Genomic DNA, 19,791 nt, shown 5'->3' on the forward strand with positions numbered 1-19,791 from the left:
AAATGGCTGAATCTATCATAACATAGAATAGAAAAATGAAAAGGAAGTGATTTTCATTGGAACAATTTGATGAAAAAATTCATCGTGCAGGAACCTCATCAGTTAAATGGGATATGCTGAAAACGGTATTTGGCAGTGAAGATCTGCTCCCAATGTGGGTGGCGGATATGGATTTCAAGCCCCCACAACCGGTGCTGGATTCTTTGGAAAAAAGACTGCAGCAGCCGCCTTACGGCTACACCTTTGTACCTGATTCCACCGGAAATGCTGTGGTCTCTTGGCTTGAGCGGCGCCACAGCTGGCCAATCAGCCGTGCCTGGATTCTCTATTCAATCGGTGTTGTGCCATCAATCTCTGTAGCCATAAGAGCCTTATCTGAGCCAGGCGACCAGGTGCTTGTTATGACACCGGTTTATACTCCCTTTTTTCAAATGGTCGAGTTAAATGACCGAAAGCTTGCTACTACTCTTTTAAAAGAGAAGAATGAACGCTATGAAATTAATTGGGAGGATTTCGAAGAAAAGCTGAAGGATACAGCATTATTCTTATTATGCAGTCCCCACAATCCTTCAGGACGGGTCTGGAGCAAAGATGAATTACACAAAATCAGCGAGCTGTGCTTGAAGCATGATGTGCTGATTATATCTGATGAAATTCATTCAGATTTAATTTACAGCCATTCTAAGCATGTGCCAGCTGCACTTGCTGCCGGTAATAATGAAAAATCAAAGCATATTATTACGCTTGCTGCCCCAAGCAAAACATTTAACCTGGCGGGCCTGCAGGCTTCTGTCATTATTTCAGCAAGTCAGGAAATCAGAGAAAAAATTCAGGCAGAGCAAACCAAAATGGGCTTTTTCACATTGAATACATTCGGGATAGCAGCAATGGAAGCAGCTTACTTAGAGGGTGAAGAATGGCTGGATGCTCTGATGAACTATCTTGAAGGTAACCTGAGTCTGGTACGGGAAGCGGTAGAAGAAATACCCGGGCTTTCCTTAATGGAGCCTGACAGCACATACTTATTATGGCTGAATTTTAAAGAGACAGGAAAAAGTGATGAAGAAGTAAATGACGCTTTATTAAAAAAAGCTAAGCTTGCACTTGAGCCTGGTGAGAAATACGGTGAAGGCGGGCAAGGATTTGTCCGTATGAACATCGCGTGTTCACGTGAACTGGTCCGGGAAGGAATCAAACGACTGAAGCTGGCATTTACAGATTAATTGATCTAAAAATTGTCCATAAAGTATAAAACAGCAGCCCTTTAGAATTTTTTCCTAAAGGGCTGCTGTTTGTTATGAAAGCTCTTTTTGCAGCTTGGCGATGTTCTCAAATTCCTGGGAGAACATTCTTGATAACCGGATAAACATCGGCACCACTTGTTGATACACAGCAGCGGCCTCCTTATTTGGCTGATGCGTATGAACGGATCCTACAAGCCTGCTCACATCTTCAAGTTTTTCCATCTCGCCTCTTGCATACAGTCCAAGGACACAGGCTCCGAAGCAGGAGCTTTCAAAGCTTTCCGGCACGACGACCTCCTGATCAAAAATATCAGCCATCATCTGGCGTAAAATCCCTGACTGGGCAAAGCCTCCAGTAGCCTGAATACGCTTAGGCTCACCAATCAGTTCTTCAAGAGCAAGAAGGACACTGTAAAGATTAAATAAAATGCCTTCCAGGACCGCCCGTACCATATCTTCCTTTTTATGATTTAAACCGAGACCAAAAAAGGACCCTCTTGCATTTGCATCCCAGATTGGGGCACGCTCACCTGCCATATATGGATGAAATAGCAGGCCGTGGGAACCAGGGGAAACCTGATCGGCAAGCTTCGTGAGTGCATCATAGGGATTTATGCCTTCTGTTATTGCCTCTTTTACAATATCCTGGCACAGCTCATCTCTGAGCCACCTGAAAATCATGCCTCCATTGTTAACCGGACCGCCAATTACCCAGCGATCCTTCGTTAATGCATAACAAAAAATCCGTCCCTTTGGATCTGTAACAGGCTTATCTGTAACGGTTCTGATTGCTCCGCTTGTTCCAATCGTGACGGCTACCGAGCCTTTGTCTATTGCATTTACTCCTAGATTAGACAGGACACCATCACTTGCTCCAAGGAAAAAAGGAGTATCAGCAGCAAGTCCCATTTTTGAGGCGTGTGCTAAAGACAGTCCCTGCCGATAATGTGTTGTATCAACCGGAGCAGACAGCTTGTCAGCTGTTACACCTGCAATCCTTAAAGCCTCCTGGTCCCAATCCAGCTCCTTCAGGTTGAACATTCCAGTTGCTGAAGCAATGGAAAAATCAACTTCATACGCACCAAATAGTTTAAAGAAAACATATTCTTTAATTGAAATAAATTTTGCTGCCTTTTTGCAAAGATCAGGCTGTTCCCCGTGCAGCCATGCAAGCTTTGAAAGCGGGGACATCGGGTGGATCGGTGTACCTGTTCTTAAGTAAATCTCATGTCCATTTTGCGCTTTTATCTGCTTTGTGTATTCGTTGCTACGATTATCTGCCCATGTAATCGACTTTGTTAATGGAGTTCCTGCTTCATCTACGGCGATTACACTGTGCATAGCAGAGCTGAAGGAAACAAAGGATATGGCTTCTTTTGGAAGCCCGCTAAGAATAATACTCCCCCGAATTGCCGCTTGAACTGCTTCAAAAATCTGATCCGGATCCTGCTCAGCTGTACCTGGATGAGGTGTATAAAGAGGATATTCGATGTTTTCCTTTGAGATAAATTCGCCGTTTTTACTGAATACTACAGCCTTTGTGCTCGTTGTGCCGATATCAACACCGATCATATGTGTTTGTTTCATGCAGCGATCCTCCTAAAAAAAATGAGTGAAGAGCTGACAATTTCTGCTGTCAGCTCTTTTACGTTTACCTATACTATTCCGGTCCGTTCTTCTTTTCTATTATATAAACAGACTGATTGCGAACACAACCAGGAAGCCTGTAACCCCGATAATTGTTTCCATGACGGTCCAGGTTTTCAAGGTGTCTTTAACATCAAGTCCAAAGTAACGGTTAACAAGCCAGAAGCCTGAATCATTCACGTGTGACACTGCTGTAGCTCCTGCAGCAATAGCAATAACAATCAGCCCTAAAATAGGTCCTGAATAACCAATCGCATCAATCAGCGGCGTAATCAGGCCAGCTGCCGTTACCATAGCAACCGTTGCAGAGCCCTGTGCAATCCGCACTAACAAAGCAATAGCAAATGCCATCATAATAGGTGGCAGTGCAGAGTTTGCCATCATTTGGCCAAGAACATCTCCAACACCGGAGTCGATCAGGATTTGTTTAAACACCCCACCCGCTCCTGTTACCAGGATAATAATCCCAGCAGGCTCAAGCGCTTTAGTCGCAATATCCTGAACCTCGTCTCTCGTATAGCCGCGGCGTGTACCTAAGAGAATAAAGGTTAATAAAGTAGCGATTGTAAGTGCTACAAATGGATGACCAAGGAATGTAAGGAATGAGCGCACAGTATTTCCTTCGTCAAGAAGAACACCTGAAAGGGTATTGGCCAAGATCAAAATTAATGGGATAAAGACTAAAAATGCAATCAAGCCGAAGCTTGGAAGGTCTTTATCGTATTCTTTTTTCTCAACTTCCATGTATTCCGGCACCGTAACATGAATACGCTTTGCAATAAATTTACCAAAAACAGGACCTGCTAGAATCATAGATGGAATTCCGGCAAGCACACCAAATAGGATTACCCACCCAAGATCTGCCTGTATAATCGTTGCTACAGCGATAGGACCGGGCGTTGGCGGGATGAAAGCATGCGTTACAGCCAATCCCGCGAGCAGCGGAATTCCATAGAATAATAGAGATTTTCCGGTCTTTTTAGCAAGTCCATAAATGATAGGCACCAAAATAATAAACCCAACATCAAAAAACACTGGAATTGCCACAATAAAACCAGTAATACCAAGCGCCCATTGGGAATTTTTTTCTCCGAACTTACCGATTAAGGTTTGAGCAAGGCGCTCAGCTCCACCTGAAACCTCAAGCATCCGGCCAAACATGGCACCTAAACCAACAACAACGGCCACGAACCCGAGGGTGCCTCCCATCCCGGATTCTACTGAACTCAGAATCTCTCCAAGCGGCATTCCCGCGGCTATCCCAACCAGTAAACTGACAAGCAGCAACGCCACAAATGCATGCAGTTTTACACCCATTACTAAATATAACAATAAAAATATTCCTGCAATTGCAATGACAATTAATATAGACCCATACATATCTTAAACCCCCTATTCGCTTTTTTCGACGGCATGACCGCCAAATTCATTTCGAAGCGCTGCAACTACCTTACCTGAGAACGTATCTGTTTCAAGTGAGCGGTAACGCATCATTAAAGATAAAGCTATGATTGGAGTTGCTGTCTGAAGATTCAACGCTTCTTCAACTGTCCACTTTCCTTCTCCGGAAGAATGCATAACTCCTTTAATAGAGGACAAGTTCTCATCCTTTTCAAAAGCAGATTCCGTCAGCTCCATTAGCCACGAGCGGATAACTGAACCATTGTTAAACACTCCTGCAACCTCTTTAAAGTTATAAGGGAAAGGACTTTTATCCAATACTTCAAACCCTTCTGCTATTGCCTGCATCATGCCATATTCAATTCCGTTATGTACCATCTTAAGATAATGACCGCTTCCAGCCGGACCCGTAAGAAGGTAACCGCTTTCAACTGAGATCTCTTTAAAGATCGGCTCAATGGCTGTAAACACATCTTTGTTTCCGCCAACCATTAAACAGGCTCCATTCAGTGCTCCTTCTGTTCCTCCGCTAGTCCCGCAATCAAAGAAGAAAACGCCTTTATCAGCTGCCATCGCATCTCTGCGGATCGAATCCTTATAGTGAGCATTTCCGCCATCAATGATAATATCTCCATCACGGCATTCAGTTAACAGCTGTTGAAAAACAGATTCGGTCGCTTCTCCAGCCGGAACCATCATCCAAAGAATCTTTCTTTCTGGGAAAGCCTCCATTAAATGTGTAATAGAAGAATGAGCTGAAATACCATTTGCGGAAATTTTTTTCACAGCTTCTTCATTTAAATCGAACGCTTCCACGTCAAATTTTCTTTGATGTAATTGTAAAGCCAGGTTAAAACCCATTTTCCCTAAGCCGATCATACCTACTTTCATCTAAAAGCACCTGCCTGTTTCGAAATAATTTTCTTTCTATTTGATATTATAAAGAAAAATATTTTATTTGCAATCGCTTTCAATGAAAAAATTTTTATTTTATAATAGATACCAGACAACTCTTACTACACCATACAGGAAATGAGTGGAATTATGAAGATCGATAACCGTTTATGCCTGGCCAAGATTCGGTCGCTTTATCCAAGCTTTAGTGCGAAGGAATCAAAGATTGCTGATTTCATTTTGCGTGATCCTCAAAATATCATCCATTTAAGTATTACTCAATTTGCAGAAGAATTGGGCGTGGCTGATTCGACGATTTTTCGGTTTTGTAAACGAATCGGGTTTACCGGGTATCAATCAATGAAGATTGCTCTTGCTTCTGAGGTTGTGACCCCTATTAAAAATATTCATGATGAAATAACGGAAGAGGATGACACGAAAGCGCTGGCAGAAAAAGTGTTCCGCTCTAATATGAAAACACTTGAAGATACCATGGAAATTATTGATACTTCCAGCTTGGAAAAAGCTGCTGATTATATTTTGAATGCAGGCAGAATTGAATTTTACGGAAGCGGCGGCTCCTCTATCCTCGCTATGGATGCTTATCATAAGTTTATCCGAACTGGGTTGAATGTTGCGGCGCCGTCAGATTCACATATCCAATTAATGAGCGCCTCACAGCTGAAGGAAAATGATTGTGCTATTTTCCTTTCTCATTCGGGTTCTACAAAGGATATCCTGAATGTTTGCAAGGTTGCTGGAAAAACAGGTGCAAAAACCATTGCTATTACAAACCTGGCGAAATCCCCACTCACCAAGCTTGCGGATCTTTCTCTTTATACGCTTTCTGATGAAACTGATTACCGGTCAGAGGCTCTGTCCTCGCGTATTGCGCAGTTAAGCTATGTAGACACTCTTTACGTCAGCGTAATGAGGTCATTAAAGGGAAGCGGACAGGAAGCCCTTGAAAAAATGAGAACAGCAATCTCTACTAAAAGAATTTAAATTACAAAAAGGCACGCTCGAATGAGCATGCCTTTTTGTAATTAATAAAGCAAAACCTTATGTTTTTTACTGCTGCCTTTGACGATTAACCTCTTCTTCAATCTTTTTTGTCTTTTCTTCCTGTTTTTTTGACACTTTTAGAATCCAGCGGAATGTCAAAATGGTAAAGGTTAAAAATAACATCATCCAAAATGCAGCTGGTATATATTCAGATTTATCTTCAGGGAAGTATAAAAATAGCTGTAAAATAAACCAATCAAGCATGCATATTCACCCTTTCCCAGCATGTCTGTCTCGCTTCATTATAACAACTTCAGCCCCACGCGCAACTTGGGTTGAATGAACGTTTCGTGAAAACAGAGATTTGCATTTGAAGTTATGTTAACTAACTCAAACATAATAGAACATAGAGATCAATTTAAAGGTGTGTTGGAGACAGTATTTAAAAACGTGAGGTGAACGGAGCGTAAGGCGGCGACTCCTGCGGGAGGAAACGGGAGCTTGAGATCCACTTGCGTAGCAAGTTAGCAAAGGGTCCCGCCCCGCGGAAAGCGTCCGCATGAAGCGCAGTGAACCGGGAATGGGGCTAAGATCTATCCCTATTTAAAACAAATAGAACCCTTAAAAAGCCCAATTCCCTTTTCTAAACACCGGCTCAATCGTTCCATCCTGACTGATCCCATCAATGTCCATTTCAGAGGAGCCGATCATGAAGTCTTCATGAACCACGCTGTCATTTAAACCATGCACCTCCCGTTCCAAATCATTCATCTCCGTTCCGCCTTTTATACAGGTTGGATAGCAGGAGCCAAGAGCAAAATGGTTGGAGGCATTTTCGTCAAATAACGTATTAAAAAAGAGCGTGCCCGTCATGGAAATGGGTGATTGATCGGGGACAAGCGCCACTTCACCCAAATAACAGGCACCTTCATCCATCGCTATAATTTTCTCAAGAAGCTCCTGACCCGTTTCTGCTTTAACGTCTACTACTCTTCCCTCTTTAAAGGTAAGGGTGAAGCCGTCGATAATATTGCCCTCATAGGCCAGAGGCTTTGTATTGGATACGACTCCATTCACGCCTAAGCGATGCGGAACAGTATACACTTCTTCTGTCGGCATATTGGCAATAAAAGAATGGCCCTTTTGGTTTTTACTGCTCCCTGTAAGCCATAAATGATCCTCAGGAAGCTCGACGGATATGTCCGTCCCATCCCCCCGGTAGTGAAGCTTTGCATAGTTTCTCTCGGTCAGGACTTTTGCTCTCTCTTCAAGTTTAGACATATGCTTTTGCCAGGCACAAACAGGATCTTGTTCATACAGACGAACTGTTTGAAAGATCGTTTCCCAAAGCTTTTCAGTCCTTTTGTCCAATGGCAGCTCAGGAAACACCTTATCAGCCCACTTTTGTGATGGGACTGCCACAATGGACCAGCTGATTTTATCGGATTCAATTGCTTCATAAAAAGCATCTAATTTTTCAGCCTTAACCTTTGAATAGGTGGTGATCCGCTCTGTAGAAATTCCTTTTAATAAATCCGGATCCTCCGCTTCAATTTGCAGAATGGCTCCTCTTTTTTCAACGATTTCATCATGAGCCTGTACAAGCCAGTCAGGATAATACGAGAATGCCTCCTCAGGTGCAAGATCGTAATGAAGCCTCGTTATCTTCTCATCCTGCCATTGTACATGAACGGCTGCTGCGCCTGCCTCATACGCTTTTCTAACCACTTTGCGAACAAAATCCTCTGTTCCAAGAGGAGCCCCAATCCATAAATACTGGCCCTTTTGTATATTTACCCCTACTTTCACAGCAAGCTCTGCATAACGATTAAGCAATTCTGTATGGTCCATTCCGATTAATCTCCTCTCTTTTGCTAAGTAATCGATTCTATAAAAAAAGACTGCGTTTTCGCAGCCTTTCCTCTTATTCTTCAATTATCTCAATTTTTTCAATGACTACATCTTCAGTTGGCTTACTATTTGCATCCACTTCCACCGCCGCAATTTCATCAACGATATCCAAGCCTTCAATGACTTGTCCAAAGACTGTGTGGTTGCCGTCAAGCCAAGGCGTTCCCCCATTTTCCTGATAAGCAGCAATTACTTCTTCAGGAAAGTTCGCCTGTGTCATTTGATCGACAATTTGGTCATTCACTTCATTATTTTGTACAATGAAAAACTGGCTTCCGTTCGTATTTGGACCTGAGTTAGCCATGGAAAGCGCTCCGCGGAAGTTATAAAGTGAAGCTGAAAATTCGTCTTCAAAATTTTCTCCGTAAATACTTTCGCCTCCTGTGCCCGTTCCGTTAGGGTCACCGCCCTGAATCATGAAATCCTGAATGACACGGTGAAAGATAACCCCCTCATAATAGCCTTCTTCGCTATGTGTAAGGAAGTTCTCAACTGCTTTAGGTGCATACTCAGGAAAAAGCTTAATGGAAATAACACCCTTATTGGTCGTTAGTTCAACAACAGGCTCATTTTCACCAGCTTCTGCTTCAAGCTGAGGAAAATGATCCGGCACTTGAGCCGCTTCTTCTGAGTTCTTCTCTTCTGCTGACTGATCTGCGGCTTCTTCCGTTTGGTCTTTAGATGCTTCATCTGCAGACGTGTTATCGGCAGCTTCATCCTGGTTGGATCCGCAGGCGGCAAGCAACAGTAAAAATAGTACAAGCATACTCATTAATCTTAGTTTCATTTCATTCGCCTCCATCAAATACTTTACCTCAAATAGAACAAAAAATCATCCGTTTCCTTTACAATGGACTTAAGAAATGAAAGGAGTGAGTAAGTTGACAGAGGTAAAAAAAGACCAGATCGTACGAGCATTTTACAAAACAGGTGCTTACATTGGTCAAATCACTGAGCTCAAGGAATCTCATGCAGTTGTTCAGATAAAAGAAGTAAAAAAGCACCCTAAACAAGGAGACCTGCACCACCCAAATGAAGTGGAGGTACCGCTTTTTCATGAACGGAAGGCTCTGTCGTTTAATGAACGGGCGAACATCCCCCTAAATATGATTAAACCGTATGAAGAAGAGCCGGGAGATTACTTTGACAGTTTAAAAGAAGCAGTAGCAGTTCTGGAAGAGGAACTAGAAAGCGGAGCTTCTCCTTTTCATAAGAAAAGTCTAGAGGCGTTAAATGGAGTCAAAAGAGAATATGAGCTCATGTATTCACTAAACTTTACAAGATAAGATGAAGAAGATCTTATGGATGATTGGAATTGTATTTCTCTCATTCACCCTATTTTCAGCTGGACTATATATTGATGAATTCGAGAACGTTTCAGCTTTTTGGCGCCCTCACCAATCAGGTAGATACAAACCAAAAAGTAGTGGCATTAACCTTCGATGATGGACCGACTAAGAATGTGGACGCTCTCCTTACTTTATTGGACGAGTATAAGGTTAGTGGAACCTTTTTTCTAATAGGAAACGAAATCGAAAGAAATCGGGCGCAAGCAGAGGCAATTGTACGTGCCGGACATCAGGTTGCAAACCACAGCTATTCCCACCAGCGAATGATTTTTAAGTCCCCTTCCTTCATTAAAGAGGAGATAAGTGAAACTGATGAATTAATCAAAAGCATCGGATTTGAAGGGGAAATTGATTTTCGCCCGCCTAATGGAAAGAAGCTGTTTATCCTTCCCTACTACCTGGCTAAAAACAACCGGGATACGATCATGTGGAATATTGAACCGGATCGGGAAGCTGATAAAATAGAATATGTAAAAAGCAATCTTTCTAACGGTTCAATTATACTTCTTCATCCCATGTATGATAGTAGCGGGGAAGAGCTCAAAGTAACGGAAGAGATTATCAGACTGATAATAGAAGAGGGTTATGAATTTGTTACGGTTAATGAGCTTCAGGATTTAAAAACTCCTTAAAGAGCATTCCTTAAAAAAGAAAAAAGAAGGCCCCGATTTCCCCGGAGTCTTCTTTTATTTGCTGAAGTATTATTGCACAAGCAGCTGTTGGAGCTTGGATAAGTCGATTCGATCTCCAATGGTTGTAGGCTCAGCCCGGTTTAGATAACGCTTGTCCTTTTCAACAAGATGATAAATATGCTGGGTCGTCTGTGCGTCATCCAATGCTTTATGATGCTTTCCTACCCCATCCCGTCCGTATTCCTGTACTGCCTTCCAAAGGCCCGTTTGATTCCGGTCACCAAAAAAACGCTTATACTCCATAGATAAATCAACAAATTCTCCACTGAAGGGAAAGGGCAGTCCAGCCCGTTCACAATTTTGTCTAAGCACCCGCATATCCATGTTACCCCAGGTAATGACCTTGTTATTTCCCTGATTATTTAAAGCAGCCAGGCGTTTGACTAGAGCCGCAAGCGTAATCCCCCCATCAACATCCTCCTGAGAAATACTTAAAAATGATTTACAGCGTCTTGAAAGCCTCTTAAACACCCTCGGTTTTACATAGCTTGAAAATTCATCTGTATCAGAGAAATCTTTTACACTAATCAGTCCTACCTCAATGATTTCTGGGAAGAAACCTTTTGGTCCGCGTCCTTCAGGCATAGAAAATTCAAAGTCAATGAAAATTAGCGTAGTGCCTCTCATCCCTTTTCCCCTTTCTCCCAGTCAGCGAAAGCCCTGGCTTGTCCTCCTTTTATACACAAGCTCCGCTTATCTATATCTTCTATAGGATTCTCCCGGCAGCAGCCTAAGAATTTATGGTTAGGAATGATTATATCATGCTTCAGGCGAGATGAAACATAGAAGTCAGAATTTTCTTGCGACAATAACTGATTTCTTTCTGCGGTTGCGCTCATAAATCGATCCTGTATAATTGTTTAGAAAAGCGAAGTATTTTTTACACTAAAGCTGTTTTTCTCTTAGAAGAAGGTGCCATTTATGACAATTGAAAAGAAAAACCTGTTAATTATGTGGTTTGCAAATTTTCTGGTTGCTGCAAGTGCAACGATGATTCTCCCATTTTTATCTCTTTATATTGATACAATGGGTGATTTTTCGAGTGAATATGTCCAAAAATGGTCTGGTCTTGTTTTTGGCATAACATTTCTTACCGCTTTTCTTGTATCTCCAATTTGGGGAAGGTTTGGCGACCGGTTCGGCTACAAACCCATCTTACTCATTACCGGATATGGAATTGCCTTATGTATTTTTCTCATGGGCTTTATTCAAAGTGTTGAAGGTTTGTTTATTCTACGCCTTCTAATGGGAATCGTGACAGGCTTCATCCCTACCTCCTTAGCACTGATTTCTTCCCAGACTCCCCGTAAAACAGCAGGGCGGACACTTGGCACACTTCAGATGGGTACAGTATCAGGAAGCCTTTTAGGTCCGCTAATCGGCGGAATAATGGCGGATTCGTTTGGCTTCAGCTATACCTTTATCATCACAGCCGTCTCAATTTCTATAGCAGCTACACTGGTGCTTGTCGGGATTTCAGAAAAGAAAAATACTGCCGATAAAAAGAGTAAGGCTGGTTATACCAGCAAAGAAGTAATTCAGCTGATTGCCGGCCACCGGCTTTTGCTGACGGTTATGGTGCTTTCATTTTTAGTGCAAATGGCGAATTTTAGTATCCAGCCGCTGCTTGCTCTTTATGTAGGCGGGCTTACTTCAGCTTCAAATATTGCTTTTTTATCCGGTCTAGCTTTTTCTGCAACCGGCTTTGGCAATCTTCTGGCTACGCGGTCATGGGGCCGCCTTGGTGATGCGATCGGTTATGATAAAGTACTGACTCTCCTATTAATTTTATCCACTATTTTTATTGTTCCTCAAGCACTTGTAACGGAGCTGTGGCAGTTAATTATTTTACGCTTCTTATTCGGTATAGCCATCGGAGGCATCATTCCTAGTGTGACGGCTTTTATCAGACACTCGGCGCCTGTCTCCATTCAGGGTGAAGTTCTTGGCTATAATCAAAGCTTTCGATTTCTCGGTAATGTAATCGGACCGACGTTTGGCGGTATTGTCTCTGGCTTTATCGGAATTTCTGCAGTGTTTTATGTAACCGGCGGATTATTTTTATGTGCATTTGGTCTTTTATGGTGGAGCAGAAAGCAAATGGTTCAGGTAGACCGGCAATCAGCTTAAGAAAGAAACGGGGAAAATGAATGCGTATGACCTTGGGATATGCAGTAATTGCGCTGCTTCTTCCTTTATGTATCATTATATGGGTTTTGGCTAATCAGGAATTTAAGAGTATTACAAGTATAAATGAAGCACTTGCTGCAACAGTGGAGGACAAGCAGGCTTTCCCAAAGGAAACCAGCTTTTTGCTCGATAAAGATGGAAACCGGTTTTCAAAGGCTTCCTACGAGTTGCGCTTTCATGCAGAGAGTGAGGAAATACCTGATTTTTTAAGGGACATCATTGTATTATCCGAGGATCGCAACTTTTATGACCATATCGGCTTTGATGCGGGTGCTATTATCCGTGCTGTCGTTAAGAACCTTGTCTTTACTCATATACAGCAGGGCGGGAGCACGATCACGCAGCAGCTCGCAAGAAACCTGTATTTATCACAGGAGAAAACGTATAGCCGTAAAATCACAGAATTAGTTTATGCCTATGAGATTGAGCAGTCCATGACAAAGGAAGAAATTTTAGACAGCTATTTAAATAATATCTATTTTAACAATGGAGTGTATGGGATCCGTTCAGCATCCCTGTACTATTTTAAGCGGGAGCCATCCGAATTATCGAATGCAGAAATTGCCTTTTTATCGGCTATTCCTAATAATCCTGGAAAATATGATCCCATTGATCATTTCGAGGAAACGAAAAAGAGGCAGGAGCGGCTGCTCGATCTTATGACAGAAGAGAAAAAACTGACAGAAACTGAAGCTGAACAAGTTAAAGCAGAAAAAATTGTTTTAGACGTTTTTCAGGATAAAGATGATCATCCTGATTATGCTGCGTATGTCGAGTTTGAGCTAAAAGACCTTATTGCCCTGCAGGAAGGCTATATGGAGAAGCTCCTTGAGTCTGAATCCGAAGAAGAAAAAGAGAAGCTCCAACACTCTTTAACAAAAAGAACACAGGAAATCCTTACATCGGGTGTGATCATCCATACAGCACTGGACCCTGCACTACAGGTTAAAAATACCGAGGCGCTGAAAAGCCGTCTTCCTTATGAGGGCATAAATGGAGCTAGTGTTATGATTCGCAACTCTACAAGAGAAATCGTGAGTATTGTCGGCGGAAAAGACTATCAAAAGTATAATTTTAATCGTGCTTTTCAGGCATATCGACAGCCCGGCTCCGCTATAAAACCTTTGTTAGTCTTTGCGCCGTACATTGAACACTTTTCCCCGGAGCTTTCTCAGCCTATTGATGCACGCGATTTTTGTATAAATGATTACTGCCCTAAAAACTATGGCGGTTTACAGTATGGAGAGGTTTCACTTTCCAAATCATTTGTTCTTTCTCTAAATACTCCAGCTGTGCGTCTTTTAGAACATACCGGTATTGAAGATGCTTTTAAGACCTTGACCCCATTCTCTTTTGACAGGGTGGTGAAGGAGGATTATACGGCTGCTGCGGCTGTAGGAGGATTTACCTATGGGATGTCTCCTTTTGAGCTGACGGATGCGTATACAAGCTTTATTGATGGGAGCTATAAACGGTCCCATGCGATACAAAAGGTCACTGCTTCAGATGGAAGCCTGTTATATGAGTGGCCTGATGATTCAATGTCAATCTGGTCGCCGGGTACCACAGATAAAATGAGGCAGCTTTTATCTGCAGCTGCAACTTCCGGAACAGGAATTCCTGCTAATGTAAATAAACCCTATTCGGGCATTAAAACCGGTACTACTAACCAGTTTTTTGATTTCTGGACAATCGGTCTTACAAATGAATTCACTGCGGGAGTCTGGGTAGGTCATGACCTTCCAAAGAGTATGGAAAGCATCGAGCAGGACCGCCCTTCTCAATTAATTTGGCGGGATATGATGAAATGAAAAAAGAAGAAGCTGCTCCGCTTCTTCTTTTTTCATTTCACCCATTTAATTACAGCTGCTCCAGTATCGGAAGGCTCGCCATCAGGCCGTTATACAGCCTGACAATTACATAAATAACGGAAGATAAAAGAGCAGACCAGACAATCAGTTCAAACAGGATTAATCCAAGGGTCCCGGCTGCCGTTAAAGTCGTACTTGTTTTAATGACAAAGTACACAAAATAAATAAAAGAAGTAATGATAAAAATGACAATAAGGCCAATGATCGATTTTAGGCTTGCTACACTGATCAATGCCCCTGCAAAATAAATAAAGGAACCGGCACGAACCTTTTGCAGGGCTGCCCCTTCCTGGTCTCTTGAAAAAAAGAGAAGCGCCAGTTCGTTAATCGTTTCAGCGATAAGCTTTAAGGCTGCAAACAGCATAAAGAAAAGAACCATCAGCAAAATTAATATAAAAAGTTTCAGCTGTAAATCGGACAGAAACTCCCGCATGCCTGCATAGATCCCGATCCCTTTAAACAGCTCGAGACTTATTCCTACTCCGTATACTGAAAAGGTTAAGCTGAATAATAAGATTGAAAATAAAGGATAGTATCCCGATAGATAAGTGTTTTTCATTTTTATGGTCTCCTAAAATGATCAATTGCTATCTTTTACATAGTACGGGGTTTTTTAGAAGAAGAGAAGGCATTTTCTCAAAATTTGCAGAACACCAGCAAACTACTTCATCAAATTTCGACAAAATCATGAATATTTTCTGGTAAAAATCTTTCTTTCTTCATATATATAAGAGGTTACAGAGACCTTTAAATCGAGCCGTTTAGACATGCACAGATTGTATTTTTACGTTATACTTCTATTTACGTAAACAAAATTGGTCAAATTGCAAAGGACTGCGTTTGCAGATAAGAACTGCTTACTAATGTAGTCCTTATTTACATGTGCAGACCCCTGTATGGGGAATCTATTGTAATGGATTTACTAAGGAGGGATTTTCGTTGTCGTTGCTTCACCTTGCCATTGTACTGCCTTTTCTGGCGGCAGTCTTCATCCCTTTTCTATTTAAGGGATTGCGTACTATTCACACAGGATGGTTCGTATTACTCGTTCCATTAGCATTGTTTATTTATTTTATACAGTATTTGCCCCTTACTGGCGGCGGACAAACTGTCACTAAAACCTTTCAATGGATTCCTTCTTTAGGGATAGATTTTACCGCTCATGTTGATGGGCTCGGATTATTGTTTGCCCTTTTGATCACCGGAATCGGAACACTCGTTGTTCTTTATTCTATTTACTACCTGGCAAAAGAGAAAGAAGCCCTTCATAATTTTTATGTCTATCTCCTCATGTTTATGGGAGCGATGCTTGGAGTAGTTCTTTCTGATAATTTAATTGTGCTATATATGTTCTGGGAGTTTACCTCCATTTCTTCTTTCCTCCTGATCGGGTATTGGTATGATCGGGAGCGTTCCCGCTACGGCGCTCAGAAATCCATGCTGATAACGGTCTTTGGCGGACTTTCAATGCTCGGTGGTATCGTGCTCCTTTATTTAATGGGAGGCACATTCAGTATTCAGGAGCTCGCAGGAATGTCGGGCACTCTCATTACTGACCCGCTGTTTGTTCCGGCTCTGCTTCTTATTTTACTTGGAGCCTTCACGAAATCTGCACAGTTTCCATTCCATATCTGGCTTCCCGATGCGATGGAAGCACCGACACCTGTCAGTGCTTATCTTCACTCGGCGACGATGGTTAAAGCCGGTATTTATCTGGTAGCCCGTATGAGCCCTGTGTTTGCAGAATCCGGCCTTTGGCTGTGGCTAGTTGCCGGTTTTGGGATTTTCACCCTCTTCTGGGGATCCTTTAATGCGGTTAAGAAAACTGATTTAAAAGCCATCCTGGCATTTTCAACGATCAGCCAGCTTGGGTTAATCATGTCATTGCTTGGTGTAGGAGCAGCTGCTCTTCACTATGATTATCTCGATGAAAACATCTATATGATTGCAACAATTGCCGCTGTTTTTCATTTGATTAACCACGCAACCTTTAAAGGAGCCCTGTTTATGATGGTCGGGATTGTGGACCACGAAACAGGTACAAGGGATATACGTAAGCTTGGCGGTTTAGTTACGTTAATGCCGATCACCTTTACAATTGCGATCATTGGGTCTTTTTCAATGGCAGGAATTCCGCCATTTAACGGATTTTTAAGTAAGGAAATGTTTCTTGCAGCAATGATTTCCATCATTGAGGTTGATGTATTTAATTTAAATACATGGGGATATCTGTTCCCTGTACTGGCATGGGTTGGAAGCGTGTTTACGTTTGTTTACAGCATCATGCTTGTCTACAAAACTTTTCTTGGCAAGGCACAGTTTGAGAAGCTTCCTAAGAAGCCGCATGAGGCGCCAATTGGCATGCTGATCTCACCTTTAATTCTGATTGCTCTTGTTATTGTCTTTGGTTTCTTCCCTAACTTGTTGTCAAACAGTATGATTAAGCCGGCTGTTGAAGCCATTTTACCGGCTCTTGGGGATGCTGGTCAGGAGGTATACGTAAATATTTACTTCTGGCACGGTTTTACGCCTGAATTATTTATGACCCTTGGCGTTGTTCTAATTGGGATTGTTTTATATTCAACCTTGCCTAAATGGCAGGGGATCTATAACCGGATTCCGGAGCGTTTGACACTAAACGGCTTTTATGACAAAGGCCTCGCGGGAAGCGAAACTGGCGGATATCGTTTAACAAACGGCGTAATGTCAGGATTCATGAGAACCTACCTTGTTTATATTTTCTCATTTTTTGTTGCGATTCTTCTCGCTACCCTTTTTATCAGAGGAGCGTTTTTGTTCGATACGGCTGATCTGGCACAGATTGAACCCTATGAGGTGGTCCTGGCAATCGTTCTTGCGGCAAGTGCCATAACTATCCTGTTTGCCAAGACCCGTTTAATGTCATTTATTTCACTCGGTGCTGTCGGCTATTCTATTGCTCTATTCTTTGTATTTTTTGGAGCGCCTGACCTGGCTCTTACACAGCTTGTAATTGAGACTGTTTCCGTTGCACTATTCCTACTGTGCTTCTATCATCTACCGGAAATCAGCAGAAAAGAAGAGCGTATGGGATTCCGCTTTGGAAATGCACTTCTTGCTGTATTAGTAGGACTCACAGTTACATTGTTAGCATTTTCATCTTTCAGCTACCGTTCATTTGAATCCATTTCACAATATCATATTGAGAATGTTTATGATCTTGCGGCAGGCGGAAACATGGTAAATGTTATTTTAGTTGATTTCCGTGGGTTTGATACCCTGTTTGAAATAGCTGTTTTAGGTGTCGCAGCACTAGGAATTTATGCAATGATCCGTTTTCGTGCAGTAAGGAGTGAAAATGAATGAAAAAAACAAATGATGTCATTTTACAAACCGTAACAAAAATCATTTCGTTTATAATTATTTTGTTTTCAATCCATCTGTTCTTCGCCGGCCATTATACGCCCGGCGGCGGATTCATTGGTGGATTGATGACAGCAGCCGCTTTAGTTTTACTGCTGCTGTCCTATGATATTAAAACGATGAACAAAATTCTGCCGTTTGATTATAAACGAATGACCGCAATAGGATTATTGATTGCTGTTTTAACAGCAGCTGGTGCATTGTTATTCAACGTTCCATTTTTCACACATGCTTACGATTATTTTGATATTCCTTTATTGGGCGAAACATCTCTTCACACAGCGGTGTTATTCGATATCGGAGTTTACCTGGTCGTAATAGGTATAACAATGACCATTATTCAAACGATAGGGGAGAGTGAATAATGGAATTTCTAATGTCAATTATAGTCGGAATTTTATTCACTTGTGCGGTGTATTTAATTCTATCCAAAAGCTTAATACGCATAATTATCGGAACTGTCCTCTTAGGTCACGGCTCTCATTTATTACTGCTTACGATGAGCGGTCTAAAATCGGGGTCAGCACCGGTCTTAATGGACAATATTTCTGAGTATGCAGATCCTTTACCGCAGGCATTGGTTTTAACGGCGATTGTTATCAGTTTCGGGGTAACAGCCTTTTTCCTGGTTCTCGCTTACAGAGCATATCAGGAGCTTGGAACAGATAATATGGAGCAAATGAGAGGTACTGAAAGTCATGATTAATTTACCTTTACTTCCGATTTTGATTCCCCTGCTGGCAGCTGTAATTCTAATGTTATTTCCGAAACACATTGCAGCCCAGCGGGTAATTTCAATTGTAACGGCTATTGCAACCATTATCGCTTCAGCTGTTTTAGTTGCTGCGGTTAAACAAAATGGAATTCTGACGGTTAATCTTGGAAGCTGGCCGGCACCTTACGGGATACCGCTCGTATCGGATATGCTTTCGGCACTCCTTGTGCTGACCACAAGCATCATTGTCCTTTTTGTTCTATGGTATGCTATTTATTACTCTGACAGAGAATACGAAAGTTATTTCTTCTATATATCTGTGCTGTTTTTACTTGTAGGGTTAAACGGAGCATTTACCACAGGCGATATATTTAACCTGTTCGTATTTTTTGAAGTATTCCTGATTTCCTCTTACCTTCTTATTGTGTTAGGTGGAAAAAAAGGACAGCTTCGTGAATCAATTAAATATGTTTTAATCAACGTCATTTCTTCTGCCCTATTTGTAGCTGCCGTTGCCTATTTATACGCTGTGGTCGGCTCGTTGAATATGGCTGATATCTCTCAGCGTATTGAAGCACTAAATGAGCCAGGGATTATTTCAGTCATAGGGATTTTCTTCCTGATAGTGTTTGGATTAAAAGGAGCAATTTTCCCGCTGTATTTCTGGCTTCCAGGTTCCTATCATGCACCGCCAATTCCTGTTCTTGCGCTTTTTGGTGCACTTCTTACAAAGGTCGGGATTTATGCGATCATGAGAACCTTCTCCTTGTTTTTCTATCAGGATGGAGGCTACGTTCACATTGTTTTAGGTGCTTTAGCTTTGCTGACAGTGATTATCGGTTCGATAGGGGCACTTGCTTATCGTGATGTTAAAATGATCATCATTTACAATATCATCATTGCAGTAGGTGTAATTCTTTACGGAGTGGCAGTTATGACACCTGATGGCCTTGAGGGAGCAATTTTTTATCTGCTTCATGACATGGTTATCAAAGCTGCTCTATTCCTCCTTGTAGGAATTATGATGGCAATAGCAGGGTCCAGCCACTTAAAAGACATGGGCGGAATGATCAGAGACTACCCATGGATTGGATGGACATATTTCATTGGTGCACTATCACTGGCAGGGATCCCTCCCCTCAGCGGTTTCATCGGTAAACTGCTGATTGTCAGAGGCGGATTCGCTGCTGGTGACATGATCGGACCTCTGCTTATTTTGATCTCAAGCTTAGTTGTTCTTTATTCGGCAATGAAGATTTTTACAAATGGCTTCTGGGGAACGCCAAGAGAGTATCATGGTGCAAAGGCTCATCTTGCTACACGCTTGTGGGTACCTGCTGCTGCGCTTATTTTGATCGCTATCGCATATGGTGTAGGGGCAGAAGCGGTACGACCTTTTATTACACAGGCAGTCGAACCACTCGTAAACCCTGCAATCTATATAGACGCAGTGCTAAAGGAGTAATGTGA

17 protein-coding genes and 1 pseudogene are annotated in these 19,791 nt (G+C 42.1%); 10 read left to right on the forward strand and 8 right to left on the reverse strand.

Annotated features, from left to right (window positions below; all coding sequences use genetic code 11):
• The first annotated feature begins 56 nt into the window (after nucleotides 1–56).
• The gene (locus C4B60_RS10310; protein WP_104057936.1) at nucleotides 57–1,223 is read left to right on the forward strand and encodes a MalY/PatB family protein; all 1,167 of its coding nucleotides are present in this window, start codon (nucleotides 57–59) and stop codon (nucleotides 1,221–1,223) included.
• Between the two features lie 72 nt (nucleotides 1,224–1,295).
• Here the strand turns inward: C4B60_RS10310 and gntK are convergent, their stop codons facing one another.
• The 3 genes from gntK to gnd all read right to left on the reverse strand — a co-directional run bounded on the left by gntK (nucleotide 1,296) and on the right by gnd (nucleotide 5,183).
• The gene (gntK, locus tag C4B60_RS10315; protein WP_104057937.1) at nucleotides 1,296–2,831 is read right to left on the reverse strand and encodes a gluconokinase; all 1,536 of its coding nucleotides are present in this window, start codon (nucleotides 2,829–2,831) and stop codon (nucleotides 1,296–1,298) included.
• A gap of 99 nt (nucleotides 2,832–2,930) precedes the next feature.
• Nucleotides 2,931–4,271, reverse strand: a complete 1,341-nt coding sequence (locus C4B60_RS10320; RefSeq protein ID WP_104057938.1) for a GntT/GntP/DsdX family permease — start codon at nucleotides 4,269–4,271, stop codon at nucleotides 2,931–2,933.
• Between the two features lie 12 nt (nucleotides 4,272–4,283).
• Nucleotides 4,284–5,183, reverse strand: coding sequence for a phosphogluconate dehydrogenase (NAD(+)-dependent, decarboxylating) (gene gnd, locus C4B60_RS10325; protein WP_104057939.1), 900 nt, complete (start codon nucleotides 5,181–5,183; stop codon nucleotides 4,284–4,286).
• A gap of 141 nt (nucleotides 5,184–5,324) precedes the next feature.
• Between gnd and C4B60_RS10330 the strand changes: the two genes are divergently transcribed.
• Nucleotides 5,325–6,191, forward strand: coding sequence for a MurR/RpiR family transcriptional regulator (locus tag C4B60_RS10330; protein ID WP_245153932.1), 867 nt, complete (start codon nucleotides 5,325–5,327; stop codon nucleotides 6,189–6,191).
• A 66-nt stretch (nucleotides 6,192–6,257) separates the two neighbouring features.
• On the opposite strand, the gene C4B60_RS10335 is transcribed toward C4B60_RS10330, so the two are convergent.
• The 3 genes from C4B60_RS10335 to C4B60_RS10345 form a co-directional block, all read right to left on the reverse strand.
• Nucleotides 6,258–6,455: a hypothetical protein gene (locus tag C4B60_RS10335; RefSeq protein ID WP_104057941.1), complete on the reverse strand. Its 198-nt coding sequence runs from the start codon at nucleotides 6,453–6,455 to the stop codon at nucleotides 6,258–6,260.
• Between the two features lie 357 nt (nucleotides 6,456–6,812).
• Nucleotides 6,813–8,042 (reverse strand): aminopeptidase, encoded by a 1,230-nt coding sequence (locus C4B60_RS10340; RefSeq protein ID WP_104057942.1) that lies wholly within the window; start codon nucleotides 8,040–8,042, stop codon nucleotides 6,813–6,815.
• Between the two features lie 73 nt (nucleotides 8,043–8,115).
• Nucleotides 8,116–8,889, reverse strand: a complete 774-nt coding sequence (locus C4B60_RS10345; protein ID WP_104057943.1) for a peptidylprolyl isomerase — start codon at nucleotides 8,887–8,889, stop codon at nucleotides 8,116–8,118.
• A gap of 94 nt (nucleotides 8,890–8,983) precedes the next feature.
• Here C4B60_RS10345 and kapB point away from each other — a divergent pair, with 94 nt between their 5' ends.
• Both kapB and C4B60_RS10355 read left to right on the forward strand, forming a co-directional pair.
• Nucleotides 8,984–9,388, forward strand: coding sequence for a kinase-associated lipoprotein KapB (kapB, locus tag C4B60_RS10350; protein ID WP_245153933.1), 405 nt, complete (start codon nucleotides 8,984–8,986; stop codon nucleotides 9,386–9,388).
• A gap of 65 nt (nucleotides 9,389–9,453) precedes the next feature.
• Nucleotides 9,454–10,083, forward strand: a pseudogene (locus C4B60_RS10355) (polysaccharide deacetylase family protein); the annotation flags it as partial.
• Between the two features lie 69 nt (nucleotides 10,084–10,152).
• Here the strand turns inward: C4B60_RS10355 and kapD are convergent.
• A complete protein-coding gene (kapD, locus tag C4B60_RS10360) occupies nucleotides 10,153–10,770 on the reverse strand; it encodes a 3'-5' exonuclease KapD (RefSeq protein ID WP_104057945.1) in 618 nt (205 codons plus the stop codon).
• Between the two features lie 294 nt (nucleotides 10,771–11,064).
• On the opposite strand from kapD, the gene C4B60_RS10370 reads away from it, so the two are divergent.
• Entirely contained in the window at nucleotides 11,065–12,273 is a 1,209-nt protein-coding gene (locus C4B60_RS10370) for an MFS transporter (RefSeq protein ID WP_104057947.1), read from the forward strand.
• Nucleotides 12,274–12,293: 20 nt separating this feature from the next.
• On the forward strand, nucleotides 12,294–14,144 hold the full coding sequence (locus C4B60_RS10375; protein ID WP_104057948.1) for a transglycosylase domain-containing protein: 1,851 nt from the start codon (nucleotides 12,294–12,296) through the stop codon (nucleotides 14,142–14,144).
• Nucleotides 14,145–14,193: 49 nt separating this feature from the next.
• Here C4B60_RS10375 and C4B60_RS10380 read toward each other — a convergent pair whose 3' ends face one another.
• On the reverse strand, nucleotides 14,194–14,763 hold the full coding sequence (locus C4B60_RS10380) for a DUF5366 family protein (protein WP_104057949.1): 570 nt from the start codon (nucleotides 14,761–14,763) through the stop codon (nucleotides 14,194–14,196).
• 380 nt (nucleotides 14,764–15,143) lie between these two features.
• On the opposite strand from C4B60_RS10380, the gene C4B60_RS10385 reads away from it, so the two are divergent.
• From C4B60_RS10385 to C4B60_RS10400, 4 genes are read left to right on the forward strand one after another with little or no spacing between them, the layout of a single operon-like run.
• Nucleotides 15,144–17,549: a Na+/H+ antiporter subunit A gene (locus C4B60_RS10385; protein WP_104057950.1), complete on the forward strand. Its 2,406-nt coding sequence runs from the start codon at nucleotides 15,144–15,146 to the stop codon at nucleotides 17,547–17,549.
• On the forward strand, nucleotides 17,546–17,971 hold the full coding sequence (locus C4B60_RS10390) for a Na(+)/H(+) antiporter subunit B (protein ID WP_104057951.1): 426 nt from the start codon (nucleotides 17,546–17,548) through the stop codon (nucleotides 17,969–17,971). Before C4B60_RS10385 ends, C4B60_RS10390 begins: the two co-directional genes overlap by 4 nt.
• A complete protein-coding gene (locus tag C4B60_RS10395; RefSeq protein WP_104057952.1) occupies nucleotides 17,971–18,312 on the forward strand; it encodes a Na(+)/H(+) antiporter subunit C in 342 nt (113 codons plus the stop codon). Before C4B60_RS10390 ends, C4B60_RS10395 begins: the two co-directional genes overlap by 1 nt.
• A complete protein-coding gene (locus tag C4B60_RS10400; protein ID WP_104057953.1) occupies nucleotides 18,305–19,786 on the forward strand; it encodes a Na+/H+ antiporter subunit D in 1,482 nt (493 codons plus the stop codon). Before C4B60_RS10395 ends, C4B60_RS10400 begins: the two co-directional genes overlap by 8 nt.
• Nucleotides 19,787–19,791 lie beyond the last annotated feature (5 nt).

This window comes from Jeotgalibacillus proteolyticus, from assembly GCF_002926065.1.
Classification (GTDB): Bacteria; Bacillota; Bacilli; order Bacillales; family Jeotgalibacillaceae; genus Jeotgalibacillus; species Jeotgalibacillus proteolyticus.